At 61.1% G+C, this 15,290-nt stretch carries 8 protein-coding genes and 1 pseudogene; 7 read left to right on the forward strand and 2 right to left on the reverse strand.

Annotated features, from left to right (window positions below):
* Positions 1-63: 63 nt before the first annotated feature.
* Complete coding sequence (locus tag C6V82_RS00635; RefSeq protein WP_102586827.1) at positions 64-537, reverse strand: peroxiredoxin; 474 nt, start codon at positions 535-537, stop codon at positions 64-66.
* A gap of 213 nt (positions 538-750) precedes the next feature.
* Between C6V82_RS00635 and dapA the strand changes: the two genes are divergently transcribed.
* The 4 genes from dapA (at position 751) to purC (ending at position 4,227) form a co-directional block, all read left to right on the forward strand.
* Positions 751-1,635 (forward strand): 4-hydroxy-tetrahydrodipicolinate synthase, encoded by an 885-nt coding sequence (dapA, locus tag C6V82_RS00640; protein ID WP_102586826.1) that lies wholly within the window; start codon positions 751-753, stop codon positions 1,633-1,635.
* A 30-nt stretch (positions 1,636-1,665) separates the two neighbouring features.
* Positions 1,666-2,655 (forward strand): lipoprotein, NlpB, encoded by a 990-nt coding sequence (locus C6V82_RS00645; protein ID WP_229843084.1) that lies wholly within the window; start codon positions 1,666-1,668, stop codon positions 2,653-2,655.
* A 35-nt stretch (positions 2,656-2,690) separates the two neighbouring features.
* A complete protein-coding gene (locus tag C6V82_RS00650; protein WP_102586952.1) occupies positions 2,691-3,452 on the forward strand; it encodes an MBL fold metallo-hydrolase in 762 nt (253 codons plus the stop codon).
* Between the two features lie 61 nt (positions 3,453-3,513).
* On the forward strand, positions 3,514-4,227 hold the full coding sequence (purC, locus tag C6V82_RS00655; protein ID WP_102586951.1) for a phosphoribosylaminoimidazolesuccinocarboxamide synthase: 714 nt from the start codon (positions 3,514-3,516) through the stop codon (positions 4,225-4,227).
* A gap of 84 nt (positions 4,228-4,311) precedes the next feature.
* On the opposite strand, the gene C6V82_RS00660 is transcribed toward purC, so the two are convergent.
* A complete protein-coding gene (locus C6V82_RS00660; RefSeq protein WP_180978209.1) occupies positions 4,312-5,055 on the reverse strand; it encodes a response regulator transcription factor in 744 nt (247 codons plus the stop codon).
* Positions 5,056-6,082: 1,027 nt separating this feature from the next.
* Between C6V82_RS00660 and C6V82_RS18400 the strand changes: the two are divergent.
* The 3 genes and pseudogenes from C6V82_RS18400 to C6V82_RS00670 all read left to right on the forward strand — a co-directional run.
* A pseudogene (locus C6V82_RS18400) lies at positions 6,083-6,172 on the forward strand (ESPR-type extended signal peptide-containing protein); the annotation flags it as partial.
* A gap of 66 nt (positions 6,173-6,238) precedes the next feature.
* A complete protein-coding gene (locus C6V82_RS00665; RefSeq protein ID WP_146157036.1) occupies positions 6,239-14,371 on the forward strand; it encodes a YadA-like family protein in 8,133 nt (2,710 codons plus the stop codon).
* 14 nt (positions 14,372-14,385) lie between these two features.
* Positions 14,386-15,243, forward strand: coding sequence for an OmpA family protein (locus C6V82_RS00670; protein ID WP_180978291.1), 858 nt, complete (start codon positions 14,386-14,388; stop codon positions 15,241-15,243).
* The last annotated feature ends 47 nt before the right edge of the window (positions 15,244-15,290 follow it).

Here is a 15,290-nt window from a genome sequence, read left to right on the forward strand (position 1 = left end):
GATGAGCAAGACGAGGCCGCGGTTGTTGCGGCCTCGCCAGACGTCATTCACGCGTCGCGACGCTTAACTGGCATGAAGCTCCTGGGCGGCTTCGAGCACATCTTGCACATGGCCCGGCACTTTGACGCCCCGCCATTCACGCACAAGGTTGCCATCGGCGTCGATCAGGAAGGTGCTGCGCTCGATGCCCAGGTGCTCCTTGCCATACAGTTTCTTGAGCTTGATGACATCGAACAGCTGACAGACGCTTTCGTCCTTGTCGGAAATCAGCTCGAAATTGAACGACTGTTTGGTCTTGAAGTTTTCCTGTGCACGGATGCCATCCCGGGAAACACCCAGAATTACCGTATTGGCTGCATCGAAGTCCGACTTGCGATCACGAAAGTCACCCCCCTCGGTGGTGCAGCCCGGCGTGCTGGCCTTGGGGTAGAAGTAGACCACGACCTGTTTTCCCTTGAAGTCCGAGAGGCGTAGCGTGGTGTCGCCTGTGGCGGTGGCGGTGAAGTCGGGGACTGGTTGCCCGATACGAAGGCTCATTGGGCTATCTCCTGAGGTGTGATATGGCGGTCGAAATGAGCCTTGATTACACGCAACGCGACACGCTCTGTAAAGGCCATGCTGTACACTCTCTGGTCGCCTGAGTACCATTTGCTCTTTGGATGCTGGCGATTCCGGTATCCTGCCGGGGGCAATACGCCCCCGGCCCGTCAAAGCCGCAGACGCCGTAGCCGAATCGAGAGGATAAAGAGGATGATCACTGGCAGTATCGTCGCCCTGGCGACGCCGATGAAGGTCAATGGCGACATCGATTGGGAGGCGCTGCGGCGCCTGGTGAACTTCCACCTCGAGCATGGAACCGATGGTATCGTGGCCGCCGGTACCACTGGCGAGCCCACTACCATGTCCTTCGCCGAACACTTCGACGTGATCCGCGCGGTGGTGGAAGAGGTCAACGGCCGAATTCCGGTGATTGCCGGCACCGGCGCCAATGCTACCTCCGAGGCCGTGGAACTGGCGCGCTATGCCAGTGAAGTGGGGGCGGATTATTGTCTCTCCGTCTGCCCTTACTACAACAAGCCGACTCAGGAAGGCCTTTATCAGCATTTCAAGGCGGTAGCCGAAGGCAGCAAGCTGCCGGTCATCCTCTACAATGTGCCCGGTCGCACCTGCTCCGATCTCTACAACGAGACGGTGCTGCGGCTTGCCGAGGTCGACAACATCATCGGCTTGAAAGACGCCACCGGGAACCTGGAGCGTGCCGAGGACCTGATCTCGCGGCTCGAGGGCAGCGGCTTCATGCTCTATTCGGGCGATGATGGCACGGCTTGTGACTTCATGCTGATGGGCGGGCATGGCGATATCTCGGTGACCGCCAATGTCGCGCCACGTGCCATGCATGAGCTGTGTGTGGCTGCGGTGGCGGGTGATGCCGAGCTCGCCCATCAGCTCAATACGCGACTCATGCCGTTGCATACCAATCTCGGCATCGAGTCCAATCCGATTCCTGTCAAGTGGGCCCTGCACCGTATGGGGTTGATGGAGCCAGGCATTCGCCTGCCATTGACCTGGCTTTCGGAGAAGTACCACTCCACCATCAGTGAGGCCCTGCAGTTGGCCGGAGTGATCGATGATTGATCGGCGCTGTGCCGGAACCTGGAGAACTGGATGCAAGGTGGACGCATGAATACCGCGCTGAAATGGATGCCGTTGGTGGCAGTCGTCGCCCTGGCCGCAACCGGCTGTGCCCGTCCCGATGGGTATTATCATGATCGCAATGTCGATTACGCCGATGCCAGTGACAGCACCCCGCTGGTGTTGCCCGACACTCGCAATGCCCAGCGCTACCGCAATGCCATGCCGGTGCCCGAGGCCGCGGGCGAATTCACACCGGCGGATGGCCGTTTCAGCGCGCCTAGTCCGCAACCCCTCGCCGCTGGTCGGGCGTTGGAGCGCAGTTACGTCGAGCGTCGTGACATCGGCAGTGACAGCTGGCTGGTGGTCGCCGAAGATCCCGGCAGCGTCTGGCCGCAGCTGGAGAACTTCGCCCGCACCCGGAATCTTGGTGTCGTGGCAAGCGACTCCTCGCGCGGCGTGATCGAAACCCGTCAGGCGCGCTTGAGTGTCAGTCAGGGACTTCGTGCGGGTGACAGCGAAGTGCGATGTGAACAGGGCGGCGCAGCCGTTGCGCAATGTCTCGGAGCGCTCGAGCAATACTTCGAGTCGCGTAGCGCCTCCGCCAGTTCGGCAACCTCGTTGGCGGCTCAGCGAATGGCCGGTGAGGAGCGCCTGAGATTCGAACAGCAAGGCGATAGTTGGCAGGTCGTGGTGCCGCTGGACATCGACCGGACCTGGGCCGAGCTCAGCTACCAGCTCGAACGCGACTTCACCGTGGAAGAGCGGCGTGAGTTGCTCGAAAGCGACCCCGCGGCCCATGACTTCCTGATCAGCTACATGACACTCAGCGAGCGTAACCGTAACCCGCTGCAGGTCGTATTCAGTGCCGATGTGAGGCAAATGTCTCAACAGGTCCGGCTGGTGCTGGAATCCAGTGGTGCGCAAGAAACCGTGCTGCGGGCCGAAAACGCCAGCGAGCGGGCCTTCACCGCCGAAGACCAGCGTGAGCTGCTCGAGCGGGTGTCTGGCCTGCTGCGCTGATGACCCGGCGGGTGGCAGCACCTCCCGCCGGCGTGATGCGCTTCGCTTCGCTGGGCAGTGGCAGCAAGGGCAATGCGACACTGGTCAGCGATGGCGAGACCCATCTACTGGTGGATTGTGGTTTTGGTCTGCGCGACACCGAACGGCGGCTGGCGGCGATGGGGCTACACCCCAGGCAACTGGATGCCATCCTGGTGACTCACGAGCATGGTGATCACATCCGTGGGGTAGGCCCCCTGGCCCGTCGCCATGCGCTGCCGGTCTACTTGACGCCTGGTGCCTGGGCATCGGGTCGGATGGGTGAGCTGCCGATTCGCCACTGGATCACGCCGCAGGCGCGCTTTGCCATCAAGGGTGTGGTGGTTGATCCCGTGACCGTGCCGCATGACGCGCGAGAGCCGGTGCAGTTTCGTTTTCGGGGGGCCGGCCGCAGCCTGGGAGTGTTGACCGATCTGGGGCATCCCACCGAGCACGTCGCCCAGGCATTTCGAGGCTGCGATGCCCTGGTGCTGGAGTGCAATCACGATGTGCGCATGTTGGCCGAAGGCCCGTACCCGGCTCGTCTGAAACGCCGTGTAGGCGGAAACTGGGGACATTTGTCGAATGCACAGGCGGCAAGCCTTCTGCCATGTCTGGATATCGAGCGCTTGCAGACTATCGTGTGTTCACATCTATCGGAGCACAACAATCATCCAGAGCGGGTGCTGGAAATTCTCACGCCACTCCTTGATGGAGATGATTCTCGGCTGATCGTCGCCTTGCAGGATGAAGGCGTGGCGTGGCAAACCATCGCGTGAAGCGGTGACACACCCCTCTCGATTCAACTCAAGCATTGCCATTCAGCCCTGGGAGGCTTCCGTGGAAAAGCGTCAAGAACTCTACGCCGGCAAGGCCAAGTCGGTCTTTGCCACCGATGATCCGGACTTGTTGATCCTGAATTTTCGTGATGACACCAGCGCCTTCGATGGTGAACGCATGGAGTCACTTGAACGCAAGGGTATGGTCAATAACCGCTTCAATGCCTTCATCATGGAGAAACTCCAACTGGCGGGCATTCCCACGCATTTCGAGCGCAGGCTTTCCGACACCGAAAGCCTGGTCAAGAAGCTCGAGATGATTCCGGTCGAGTGCGTGGTGCGCAATGTCGCCGCCGGCGGGCTGGTCAAGCGCTTGGGAGTGGAGGAGGGGCGTGAGTTGACGCCGCCCACCTTCGAGTTGTTTCTCAAGAACGACGCGCTGCACGACCCCATGATCAACGAGTCGCTGGCCGATACTTTCGGTTGGGCGACGCCGGCGCAGTTGGCTGAAATGAAATCCCTGACCTTCAAGGTCAATGCCGTGCTCAAGCAGCTGTTTGCCGAGGGTGGGTTGCTGCTGGTTGATTACAAGCTGGAGTTTGGCCTGTTCAATGGCGAGATCGTGCTGGGTGACGAGTTTTCGCCTGACGGCTGCCGGTTGTGGGATGCCGATACCCGGGAAAAATTCGATAAGGATCGTTTCCGTCAGGGGCTCGGTGGCGTCATCGAGGCCTACGAAGAGGTCGGGCGTCGTATCGGCATCGGTGCGGATTGATCCATGTCCAGGCGCGAGCTCCCCAGTCGACATAGACTGGGGGGGCCATCAAGGGTGAAGGTGCGCATGCGTGGCACGCATCGCTCAGCCAGCCACTGACTCGGCTTCCTCATCGCCCTGCGCCTGCAGGCGGTAACCGTACCCATATACAGACACCAGGTTCCAGCCGTATTCCGCAGTGAGGCCCAGCTTCTTCCTGACCCGGTAGATATGCACATCCAAGGTCCTGGAATTGGGATGATCGGCTCGGCCCCATACGTATTCGTAAAGGTAGGAGCGCGACAAGGGGCAGCCCAGCTGACTGAACAGCTGATAGGCAAGCCGATATTCCTGGCGCGTCAGCTTGATCTCGGCGCTATTCACGAAGATGGCTTCCCGACCGAGGTCAATCTGGATGTTGCCGTGCTGAATCACTCCGCCTGCCTTGTTACCCAGGGACGTATGGGCGTTTTTTCTGCGCAGCACCGCCATGACCCGCGCCTGAAGTTCCTTGGGACGATAGGGCTTGCTGATGAAGTCCTCGGCGCCGGCGCTCAACGCCTCCACGACATCCGCCTCGGCCTGTCGGTTGGTAAGCATGATCACTGCCGGTGGCATCTCGAAGAAGCTCTTCATCCATCCCAGCAAGGTGATGCCATCACCATCCGGTAGCTGCCAGTCGAGCACCACCAGGTCGAAGGTGTCACGCACCGCGGCTCGCGTGAAATCCTTGGCGGTGCCGAACGACTGGATGTCAGGCCGCCTTTCCATGTCCAGGCTATTGGCCTCGAGCGTCCGAGCAATATGCTCCAGTGCAATCTTGTCATCATCCACTACGGCAATGCGCATCACTTGGCCCTCTGTGTCATTCCCTAAGCTCTCCATGATCGTCTGGGGGCTTGACTATGTCGCTTGGCACGGAAAGCTTAACCACTTTTGGCACAGGGGTATTCATAGCATTTTCCCGGGCTCAGTGAAATCCAAGATGCTGACCCGCCATCTTGAGAGTGTTTGGCTTCCGCTTGGTTCCCACGCCTTATTCGATTCTTGGAGTTCGATCCCGATCACCGGACATGGGCGTTGCGGCGTGGCTGTGTGAGTGGATCAGCGTGACGATATGGGTATCGGTTCTTGTTCATTGTCAGGCAGGCTGCTGGGTTGTGCTGAAAGTGAAATGCCTGTTGAAAACTAAAAAAAGGCCTAGAAAGCCTAGGCCCAAAGCAGGGAACTCATGCAGAGCGACCACATGAGCATTGCGACCTTACTGCATCTCGGCTCTGACGTCCTGGGTACATAGTAAACTTGCATGAACGGCCTGCGGCGCATGTGCTGACGACACCTGACGAGTCTTGCCATTCAGTGAGGGCCAGTATTATGCCCGTTCGCCCATGGGGGTTAAAGCGAGTGATGGGGCTGCCGCCTCAAGGAAGGCCCTAGCAGCTGAAATGAATATTGACTATGAAAAAGTGTGTCATTGTACGGCGATGGGAAAGTCAATTTATTGTTTTTATTGATATTAAATGAGCGACCCTGCTAACGAGTTAGCGTAAATATGAACAATTGTCACATTTCATTGCATGCGAAATGATGCCCATGTAAAAACGGCATAAAACGAGCGTATGCGAATCTTCTTCCTATATAAATACTACAAGCTTTGTAAGAAATTTCCTACAAATAAATATGAGCTTGCTTACAAAATAATATGCCAAGCAGTGCATCCGTTGCTCGCGGATCTGCGTATTCCCCTCTATGGCGGGTTATCTTGCAGGGAGATAACCGTTGACCATTCTTCGATCGTTCCCTGCTGTTATTTTATCGGGTTGTCTGAGCTGCTGGTGCGCCGCGGTGCCAGCTGCCCATCGAGGAGTGCAAGGCTGTGAATAGAGTTTTTCGTCTGGTGTGGAATCGTACTCTGCGGCGACTGGTGGTGGCGTCCGAGGCCGCGCGGGCTTCTCGGAAATCGGCCGGGCAGTCAGGCTGCGTGGGTCTTGTCGGGCTTGAGTCTTCCCCTGTGGGGTCGAGTCTGCGGTTGATGCCTTCTACTCTGGTGTTGGCCATGGCGTGGGCCATGGCGCCGATGAATGCCGAGGCGCAATCCTATTCTGCGGGTGGCGGTAGCGCTAATGTTTGCCCAGGCGGGACTTGGTCATTTTATGGCAATCCGGGTGTCGCGGCTTTCTACGACGACACCGATGTCGATTGCGCCATCGCCATAGGCGACGGTGCCGGAACCATCTCAAATAGTGGCAACTCCCATGGCTTGATTGCCATTGGTGCAGGCTCCACAGCTGAATCTACAGGTACTTGGGGGGCTGTCGCCCTTGGCACCAATGCTTATGCGGTCAATTCGGGGGTGGCGATCGGCGCCCATTCTATCTCCTCGGGCGGAAGCGCATTTGCGGTGGGGCGGCAAAGCGCGGCCGAAGGGCAGTACTCATTGGCGTTGGGGCGCGTGTCTTACGCCCAGGGCGCGGCCAGCATGGCGATCGGCGTCAATTCCAATGCCCAGGGTGCCCGTGCCATCGCCATCGGGGGGCGTAATGAGTCGGGTGACTATGACGCCGCCACCCAAACCCGTGCCAATGGCACGGATGCCATTGCCATCGGTGGTGGGGCAAGCCGCGGGGCTCAGGCTCAGGCAAACAATACAATCGCCATAGGCCAAACCGCCACGTCATCGGGTGTGTTCGATGTGGCGCTTGGTTTCGAGGCAACTGCAGCAAGTGGCTTGGGCACTCGAGGAGCAATCGCGCTGGGTGACCAGACCCTGGCATCAGGCCAGCAGGCTGCCGCTATCGGTTCCCGGGCGCGAGTCACAGCATCCCAGGGCATTGCCATTGGCAATGATACCAGTGCCATTGGCTATGCCGCTGTCGCGATCGGCGGCGATGACCTGGATGGTGCCGACTCTACCTTTGTCGACTTTATCGCGGACAAGGGTTGGCTCTATCAACAAAATGATGACTCCATCGATCCGTTGACGGGCACTGGCACGCCCTCTGGTTTCTTGAAAAGCCAGGCGCGAGAGCTGGGCAGCACCGTGGTGGGCACCTCTTCCGTGGCCTACGCGGTTGGCTCAACGGTGGTCGGTACCGCCTCGCTGGCGGAAGGCGAGTTCTCGACCGCCATCGGCACCATGAATCACGCCGAAGGACAACGATCCTTGGCCATTGGTGCCGAGTCTTACGCCGCAGGAATTCGTTCTATGGCGACGGGGTCCGGCGCAACAGCCTCAGCGGATTTTTCCATGGCAGTGGGTAATTTTTCCGAAGCGACAGGTCGCAATTCGGCGGCTGTGGGTAATTCTTCGGACGCGTTGGGTGTTGGCGCTTCGGCCTTCGGTAATTTCGCGATTGCCGACGGCGCCAGTGCCACCGCGCTTGGCGGAGGGGGAGTGCAGGGGTCCTTTCAAGGGGCCCAGGCGACGGCTGATGGCGCCACCGCCATTGGTGGCAATACCGTCAGGGGGGCGCTGGCCGAGGGTGTCAACAGCATTGCCGTGGGAGGAGAATCTACCGCAGGCGGTGTCGATGCCATTGCCATCGGTACGGGGGCAACCGCTTCTGGTGACCAGTCGATCAGCATCGGCTTGGGTAATCAGGTGAGTGGTACGGGTAGTGGTGCCGTCGGTGACCCCAATATCATCAACGGTAGCGGCTCCTACGCCCTGGGCAACGACAACACTATCGATGCTGATGAAGCGGGTACCTTCGGCAACGACAACGTGCTGGGCGCGACCGCCACGGGTAGCCGGATTATCGGCAACAGTAATGGTGATGCCATCACACCCATTGCCGCCGCCGATGCGTTCATTCTGGGTAACGACGCCAATGTCACCGTCGATGGCGGCGTGGCGATCGGCAGCGGTACGCTTGCCGACACCGACAGCGGGGTTGCCGGTTATGATCCATTGAGCGGCGCCCCAAGCACAGATATCGGCAGTACCTGGTTGAGCACCGCGAGTGCCATCAGTGTGGGCGATGCCGCCAATGACCTGACTCGCCAGATTACCGGCGTGGCCGCGGGTGCCGCCGAAACCGATGCCGTCAATGTGGCGCAACTGCAAGCGCTGGGAGATACGCCGCTGACCTTCGCCGGTGACAGCGGCACCGATGTGGAGCGCCAACTCGGCGAGACATTGAACATCAATGGTGGCGCCACCGGCACCCTGACCAGCGGAAACATCGGCGTGGTGGGCGATGGCACCGACACTCTGGAGATCCAGCTCGCCGAGAATGTCGACCTGGGCGCTGCCGGCAGCGTGACCACCGGCAACAGCACGCTGGATAACGACGGCCTCGCCATTGATGACGGCGTGGGCAATGTCACCAACGTGACGGCCACAGGCACGGAAGTCGACGACGGTACTGGCAATGTGGCCAGCTACGCCGCCACTGGCAGCGAGGTCACCGACGGCACCAACACCACGACCACCACGGCCGCTGACACCACCTATGATGATGGTGCCGGCAACACCAGTGTGGCCAGTGCCGATGGAATCAGCGTGACCGATGGCATCACCACCACTGATGTGACAAGTGACGGCCTGACCATCTCTGGCGGCCCGAGCGTCACCACTGGCGGCATCGATGCGGGCAGTCAGGTGATCAGCAATGTATCCGACGGTGTGGCTGACAACGACGCGGTCAACGTCAGCCAGCTCGACGCGGTGGAAACCATCGCCAACACCGGCTGGAACCTGACTGCCGAGGGCGTGAACGGCACCAACGTCGCGCCGGGCGATACGGTCGATTTGAGCAACACCGATGGCAACCTGGTGATCGCCAAGAACGCCGCCGACGGGGCACAGGAGGACGTCACCTTCGATCTGGCCGACGACCTGGCGGTGGACAGCGTCACCACCGGCAACAGCGTGCTGAACAACGCCGGCCTGGCTATCGACGATGGCGCCGGCAACGTCACCAACCTGACCAACGACGGCCTGACCATCGCCGGTGGCCCGAGCATCACCGCCAGCGGCGGCATCGATGCCAACGATCAAGTGATCAGCAGTGTCGGTGCGGGTGAGGTTAGCGGCACCAGCACCGACGCCATCAACGGCAGCCAGCTGTTCGGGTCGGTCGATTCGATCAACACCGTCATCGGCGGCAATTCGGTCGTCAATGCCGACGGCACCATCACCACCAGCGACATCGGCAACACCGGCCAAGACACGGTGCACGACGCGATTGACTCGGTGAACACCGCCGCCAACGCCGGCTGGAACGTCACCGACGGCACCAACGCGGCCAACATCGGCCCTGGTGGCAACGTCACCTTCAGCGGTGATGCCAATATTGATGTGGCGCAGAGCGGGGTGGACGATGACGGCCAGATCGACATTACCCTGGCCCCCGACCTCAACGTCGACAGCGTCACCACCGGCAACAGCGTGCTGGACACCAATGGCCTGGCCATTGACGACGGCTCGGGCAACGTCACCAACCTGACCAACGACGGCCTGACCATCACCGGTGGCCCGAGCATCACCGCCAGCGGCGGCATCGATGCCAATGATCAAGTGATCAGCAGTGTTGGTGCGGGTGAGGTCAGCGGCACCAGCACCGACGCCATCAACGGCAGCCAGCTGTTCGGGTCGGTCGATTCGATCAACACCGTCATCGGCGGCAATTCGGTCGTCAATGCCGACGGCACCATCACCACCAGCGACATCGGCAACACCGGCCAAGACACGGTGCACGACGCGATTGACTCGGTGAACACCGCCGCCAACGCCGGCTGGAACGTCACCGACGGCACCAACGCGGCCAACATCGGCCCCGGTGGCAACGTCACCTTCAGCGGTGATGCCAATATTGATGTGGCGCAGAGCGGGGTGGACGATGCCGGTCAGATCGACATTACCCTGGCCCCCGACCTCAACGTCGACAGCGTCACCACCGGCAACAGCGTGCTGGACACCAATGGCCTGGCCATTGACGACGGCGCGGGCAATGTCGCCAGCTACGCGGCCACCGGCAGCGAGGTCACCGACGGCACCGATACCACCAGCACCACCGCCGGCGGTATCAGCGTGACCGATGGCGCCACTACCACCGATGTGACCAACGACGGCCTGACCATCGCCGGTGGCCCGAGCATCACCGCCAGCGGCGGCATCGATGCCAATGATCAAGTGATCAGCAGTGTCGGTGCGGGTGAGGTCAGCGGCACCAGCACCGACGCCATCAACGGCAGCCAGCTGTTCGGGTCGGTCGATTCGATCAACACCGTCATCGGCGGCAATTCGGTCGTCAATGCCGACGGCACCATCACCACCAGCGACATCGGCAACACCGGCCAAGACACGGTGCACGACGCGATTGACTCGGTGAACACCGCCGCCAACGCCGGCTGGAACGTCACCGACGGCACCACTGCGGCCAACATCGGCCCCGGTGGCAACGTCACCTTCAGCGGTGATGCCAATATTGATGTGGCGCAGAGCGGGGTGGACGATGCCGGTCAGATCGACATTACCCTGGCCCCCGACCTCAACGTCGACAGCGTCACCACCGGCAACAGCGTGCTGGACACCAATGGCCTGGCTATCGACGATGGCGCCGGCAACGTCACCAACCTGACCAACGACGGCCTGACCATTGCCGGTGGCCCGAGCATCACCGCCAGCGGCGGCATCGATGCCAATGATCAAGTGATCAGCAGTGTCGGTGCGGGTGAAGTCAGCGGCACCAGCACCGACGCCATCAACGGCAGCCAGCTGTTCGGCTCGGTCGATTCGATCAACACCGTCATCGGCGGCAATTCGGTCGTCAATGCCGACGGCACCATCACCACCAGCGACATCGGCAACACCGGCCAAGACACGGTGCACGACGCGATTGACTCGGTGAACACCGCCGCCAACGCCGGCTGGAACGTCACCGACGGCACCACTGCGGCCAACATCGGCCCCGATGGCAACGTCACCTTCAGCGGTGATGCCAACATCGATGTGGCGCAGAGCGGGGTGGACGATGATGGCCAGATCGACATTACCCTGGCCCCCGACCTCAACGTCGACAGCGTCACCACCGGCAACAGCGTGCTGGACACCAATGGCCTGGCCATTGACGACGGCGCGGGCAACGTCACCAACCTGACCAACGACGGCCTGACCATCACCGGTGGCCCGAGCATCACCGCCAGCGGCGGCATCGATGCCAATGATCAAGTGATCAGCAGTGTCGGCGCGGGCGACGTCAGCGGCACCAGCACCGACGCCATCAACGGCAGCCAGCTGTTCGGGTCGGTCGATTCGATCAACACCGTCATCGGCGGCAATTCGATCGTCAATGCCGACGGCACCATCACCACCAGCGACATCGGCAACACCGGCCAAGACACGGTGCACGACGCGATTGACTCGGTGAACACCGCCGCCAACGCCGGCTGGAACGTCACCGACGGCACCAACGCGGCCAACATCGGCCCCGGTGGCAACGTCACCTTCAGCGGTGATGCCAATATTGATGTGGCGCAGAGCGGGGTGGACGATGACGGCCAGATCGACATTACCCTGGCCCCCGACCTCAACGTCGACAGCGTCACCACCGGCAACAGCACGCTGAACAATGACGGCCTGACGATCGTTGGCGGTCCCAGCATCACCAATAGTGGTGGCATCGATGCCGGCAACCAGGTGATCAGCAATGTCGCGGGCCCGGTGAATGGGGGTGATGCGGTCAACCTGACTTACTTCAATGAGAACCGCACGCGCTACTACAGCGTCAACGATGGCAATACCGCGAGGGACAACTTCGAGAACGATGGTGCCACTGGGCTGTTCTCGATGGCCACCGGCATTGGCGCCCGTGCCATGAGCGAGGATGCTGTGGCGCTGGGCCGCGACTCGGAGTCGATGATTCTCGGCAGTGTGGCGTTGGGCAGTGACTCTGTGGCCAGCCGTGCCACGGCGCCGACTTCGGGTACGCTGCCGGCGGGGTCGGCGGCAATTACCTTCAATACCACCGATCGAGATCTGATGGGCGCGATATCGGTGGGGCATGACTCCGCCTATCGCCAAGTGACCAACGTCGCCGACGGTACGCAGTCTCAGGATGCGGTCACCATTCGCCAGTTACAGGGCGCCATCGGTTCGGCTTCGGTGACGGATACGCGTTACTTCCATGCCAATTCCACTGCAGGGGACTCCCTGGCGGTGGGGCAGGAGTCGATCGCCGTGGGTCCGTTGACTATCGTCAATGGCGACAACGGGATCGGCATGGGCAATCAGGCGCTGGTGGAAGCAACCGCCCCTGGCGGCATGGCGCTCGGGCAACAGGCCACTGTTACCCTCGCCGATGCGGTCGCGATGGGCACCCAGGCTTCCGCCACGGGGGAGCAGGCCCTGGCATTGGGCGCTGGCGCAACGGCTGGTCAGGCGGGAAGTATCGCCCTGGGGGGCAACAGTGTCACTCAGGCGGCACAGGCGACCAGCGGTGTAACGCTTCAGGGGGTAACCTACAGCTTCGCCGGCCAGAACCCGTTCGCGACGCTGAGTATCGGCGACGATGGGCTGGAAAGGACCGTGACCAATATGGCGGCGGGCCGCATCGAGGCCGACAGCACCGATGGCATCAATGGCTCGCAGTTGTATACCACCAACCTGGTGCTCGAGGAGTTGGGTGATGCTTTCACCCTGGTCAGTGGCGATACCAGCGAGACCTTCACCGAGACTAACGGGACCGGTATCCGCTATGTCCGTACCAATGAGAGCGGGATTGACGAGAGCGATGCTTTCGCACAAGCGCCGCGTGCCACGGCGGTAGGCTATGAGGCGCTTGCCTCGGCGGATGAGAGCCTCGCCATGGGGTATCGCGCGGTGGCATCGCATCAGGGTAGCGTGGCGCTGGGTGCTGGTGCCCAGACCAGTGCCGCGGTGGGTACGCAGTCTGTCACCATCGCCGGGCGAACCTATCAATTCGCGGGCACGCAGCCGGTGGCCACGGTCAGTGTCGGTAGCACCGGTGCCGAGCGAACCATCACCCATGTGGCGGCCGGGCGGCTGTCGCCGAACAGCACCGATGCGGTAAATGGCAGTCAGTTGCATGCCACCAACCAGGCGGTGAATGCCGTCGAAGGCAGGATCGATGGTGTCGAGGGTGACGTCAGCCAGCTCGGCGACCGCGTGACCCTCGTCGAGGGCGATGTGGCCAACCTGGGAGACAATGTCGACGCGCTGAATGATCAGGCGGTGAAGTACGACACCAATGAGGATGGAAGCGTCGATTACGAGACCATCACGCTGGCGGGAGATGCCGGTACCACCATCACCAATGTGGCCGATGGCGATATCAGCGAGAACAGTGTCGACGCCGTCAACGGCGGGCAGCTTTGGGATCTACAGGACCAGGTCACCAATATCGAGCAAGGCGGATCGAAGTATTTCAGCGCCAATAGCGATGGGCCGGCGGCCGAAGCACAGGGCGGGGACAGCATCGCCATGGGCTCCGGCAGTGTGGCTCAGGGAGATCGTAGTGTTGCCGCAGGCGACGGGGCGCGGGCCGAGGTGGAAGGCGGTGTCGCCTTGGGTGCCGATTCCGTCGCCGACCGTGAAGGCATGAATGGCCAGCGCGAACGCTTCTCCGATGTTGAAGTCGCCTCGAGCCAGGGTGCGGTTTCCGTGGGCAGCCAGGGCAACGAACGCCAGATCACCAACGTCGCGGGGGGCACCGAAGCCACCGATGCGGTCAATGTGCGGCAGTTGGAGTCGGTGCAGGCCGGGGCGGTGAACTATGACCGCAACGAGGATGGCAGTGTCGATTACAGCTCGGTCACGCTTGGCCGGGAAGGCACGCCGACTCGTATGCGTAATGTCGCGCCGGGTGTCGATGCCACCGATGCCGCCAATGTGGGCCAGCTTCAAGAGTTGGGCCAGCGTTTCGCGAGCGAACTCGATGGTGTTAATGGCCGAATCGATCGCGTCGAACGTAATGCCAATGCCGGTGCGGCGAGTGCCATTGCCGCGGCTTCGGTGCCTCAGGCGTTCATGCCCGGCAAGAGCATGGTGTCGGTGGGTGCCGGCACCTACAGCGGGGAATCCGCGGTGTCCGTGGGTGTCTCGCGTCTTTCGGACAATGGCCGTTGGGTGATCAAGCTGAATGCCACGGGCGATAGTCAGAGCAATTTCGGTGCCGGGGTGGGTGCCGGATGGCACTGGTAAGGAGAATCCGAGTGATGAACATGCGTGATGCAAGGGGCTGGCAGGCCCCTACGATTGCGGCCCTCATGGCGCTTGCTGTCGCCTTGTCAGGCTGTGCGGGATCGTCATCTTCCTTGGTGGGCGAAGGGGCACCTGACGATGGGTTTCCGGATATCGAAGGCAACTGGCATGGGGAAGGGAAGTTCGTCGACCCCGATGCTGTCATGCGAGTGTCAAGAGGGCAGAACAAGGACCAGGTTCGGCAACTGCTCGACAGTCCGCATTTCAGCGAAGGGTTCTTTGGGGTGCGGGAGTGGGACTATGTCTTCAATTTCTATACGGGCAATGTCTATACGGGCAATGACCGGGAATACATCACTTGCCAGTACAAGGTCGTGTTCGACGATGAGATGCGTGTGGATGAAACGCGTTGGCGTACCCCTCAGTGCCCCGCCTTGCTGGTACCCATCGAAGTGGAGAAGCTGAACGAGCGGGAAGAACGTGTCCAGCAACTCACGCTTGCCTCCGACGTACTGTTTTCTTTCAACAGCGATGAACTGGAACTCGAAGGGCGAAGGGCACTGGATAGGGTGGCCGAAATACTGGATCGGGACTTCGATCAGCCGTCGATCTCCGTGATGGGCCACACCGACCGCCTGGGCGATGATGACTACAACCTGGGGTTGTCCCGGTCGCGTGCACAAGTCGTGTCTGCCTATCTGGTCGCTCAGGGGGTAGAGGCATCCACCATCACATCAGAGGGTAAAGGCGATGCTGAGCCAGTCGTCGAGTGTTCGGGTGTCAGGGTGACGTCGGCGTTGACGGAATGCCTCCAGCCCAACAGGCGAGTCGACATCGAAGTCACTGAAGGGGCAGAACCTTCACCGCCCTGACACCGGCTCGATGATGTGTCGAGAGTCAAGCGAGTAAGCATCAGCAT

The organism is Halomonas urumqiensis (assembly GCF_003028575.1).
Lineage (GTDB): Bacteria > Pseudomonadota > Gammaproteobacteria > Pseudomonadales > Halomonadaceae > Halomonas > Halomonas urumqiensis.

Coding starts and splice junctions, on each gene's coding strand:
- C6V82_RS00665 (WP_146157036.1), top strand. CDS start 6,239: ATGCCTTCTACTCTGGTGTTGGCCATGGCGTGGGCCATGGCGCCGATG.
- C6V82_RS00670 (WP_180978291.1), top strand. CDS start 14,386: ATGAACATGCGTGATGCAAGGGGCTGGCAGGCCCCTACGATTGCGGCC.
- C6V82_RS00650 (WP_102586952.1), top strand. CDS start 2,691: ATGCGCTTCGCTTCGCTGGGCAGTGGCAGCAAGGGCAATGCGACACTG.
- C6V82_RS00635 (WP_102586827.1), bottom strand. CDS start 537: ATGAGCCTTCGTATCGGGCAACCAGTCCCCGACTTCACCGCCACCGCC.
- C6V82_RS00645 (WP_229843084.1), top strand. CDS start 1,666: ATGCAAGGTGGACGCATGAATACCGCGCTGAAATGGATGCCGTTGGTG.
- C6V82_RS00660 (WP_180978209.1), bottom strand. CDS start 5,055: ATGCGCATTGCCGTAGTGGATGATGACAAGATTGCACTGGAGCATATT.
- dapA (WP_102586826.1), top strand. CDS start 751: ATGATCACTGGCAGTATCGTCGCCCTGGCGACGCCGATGAAGGTCAAT.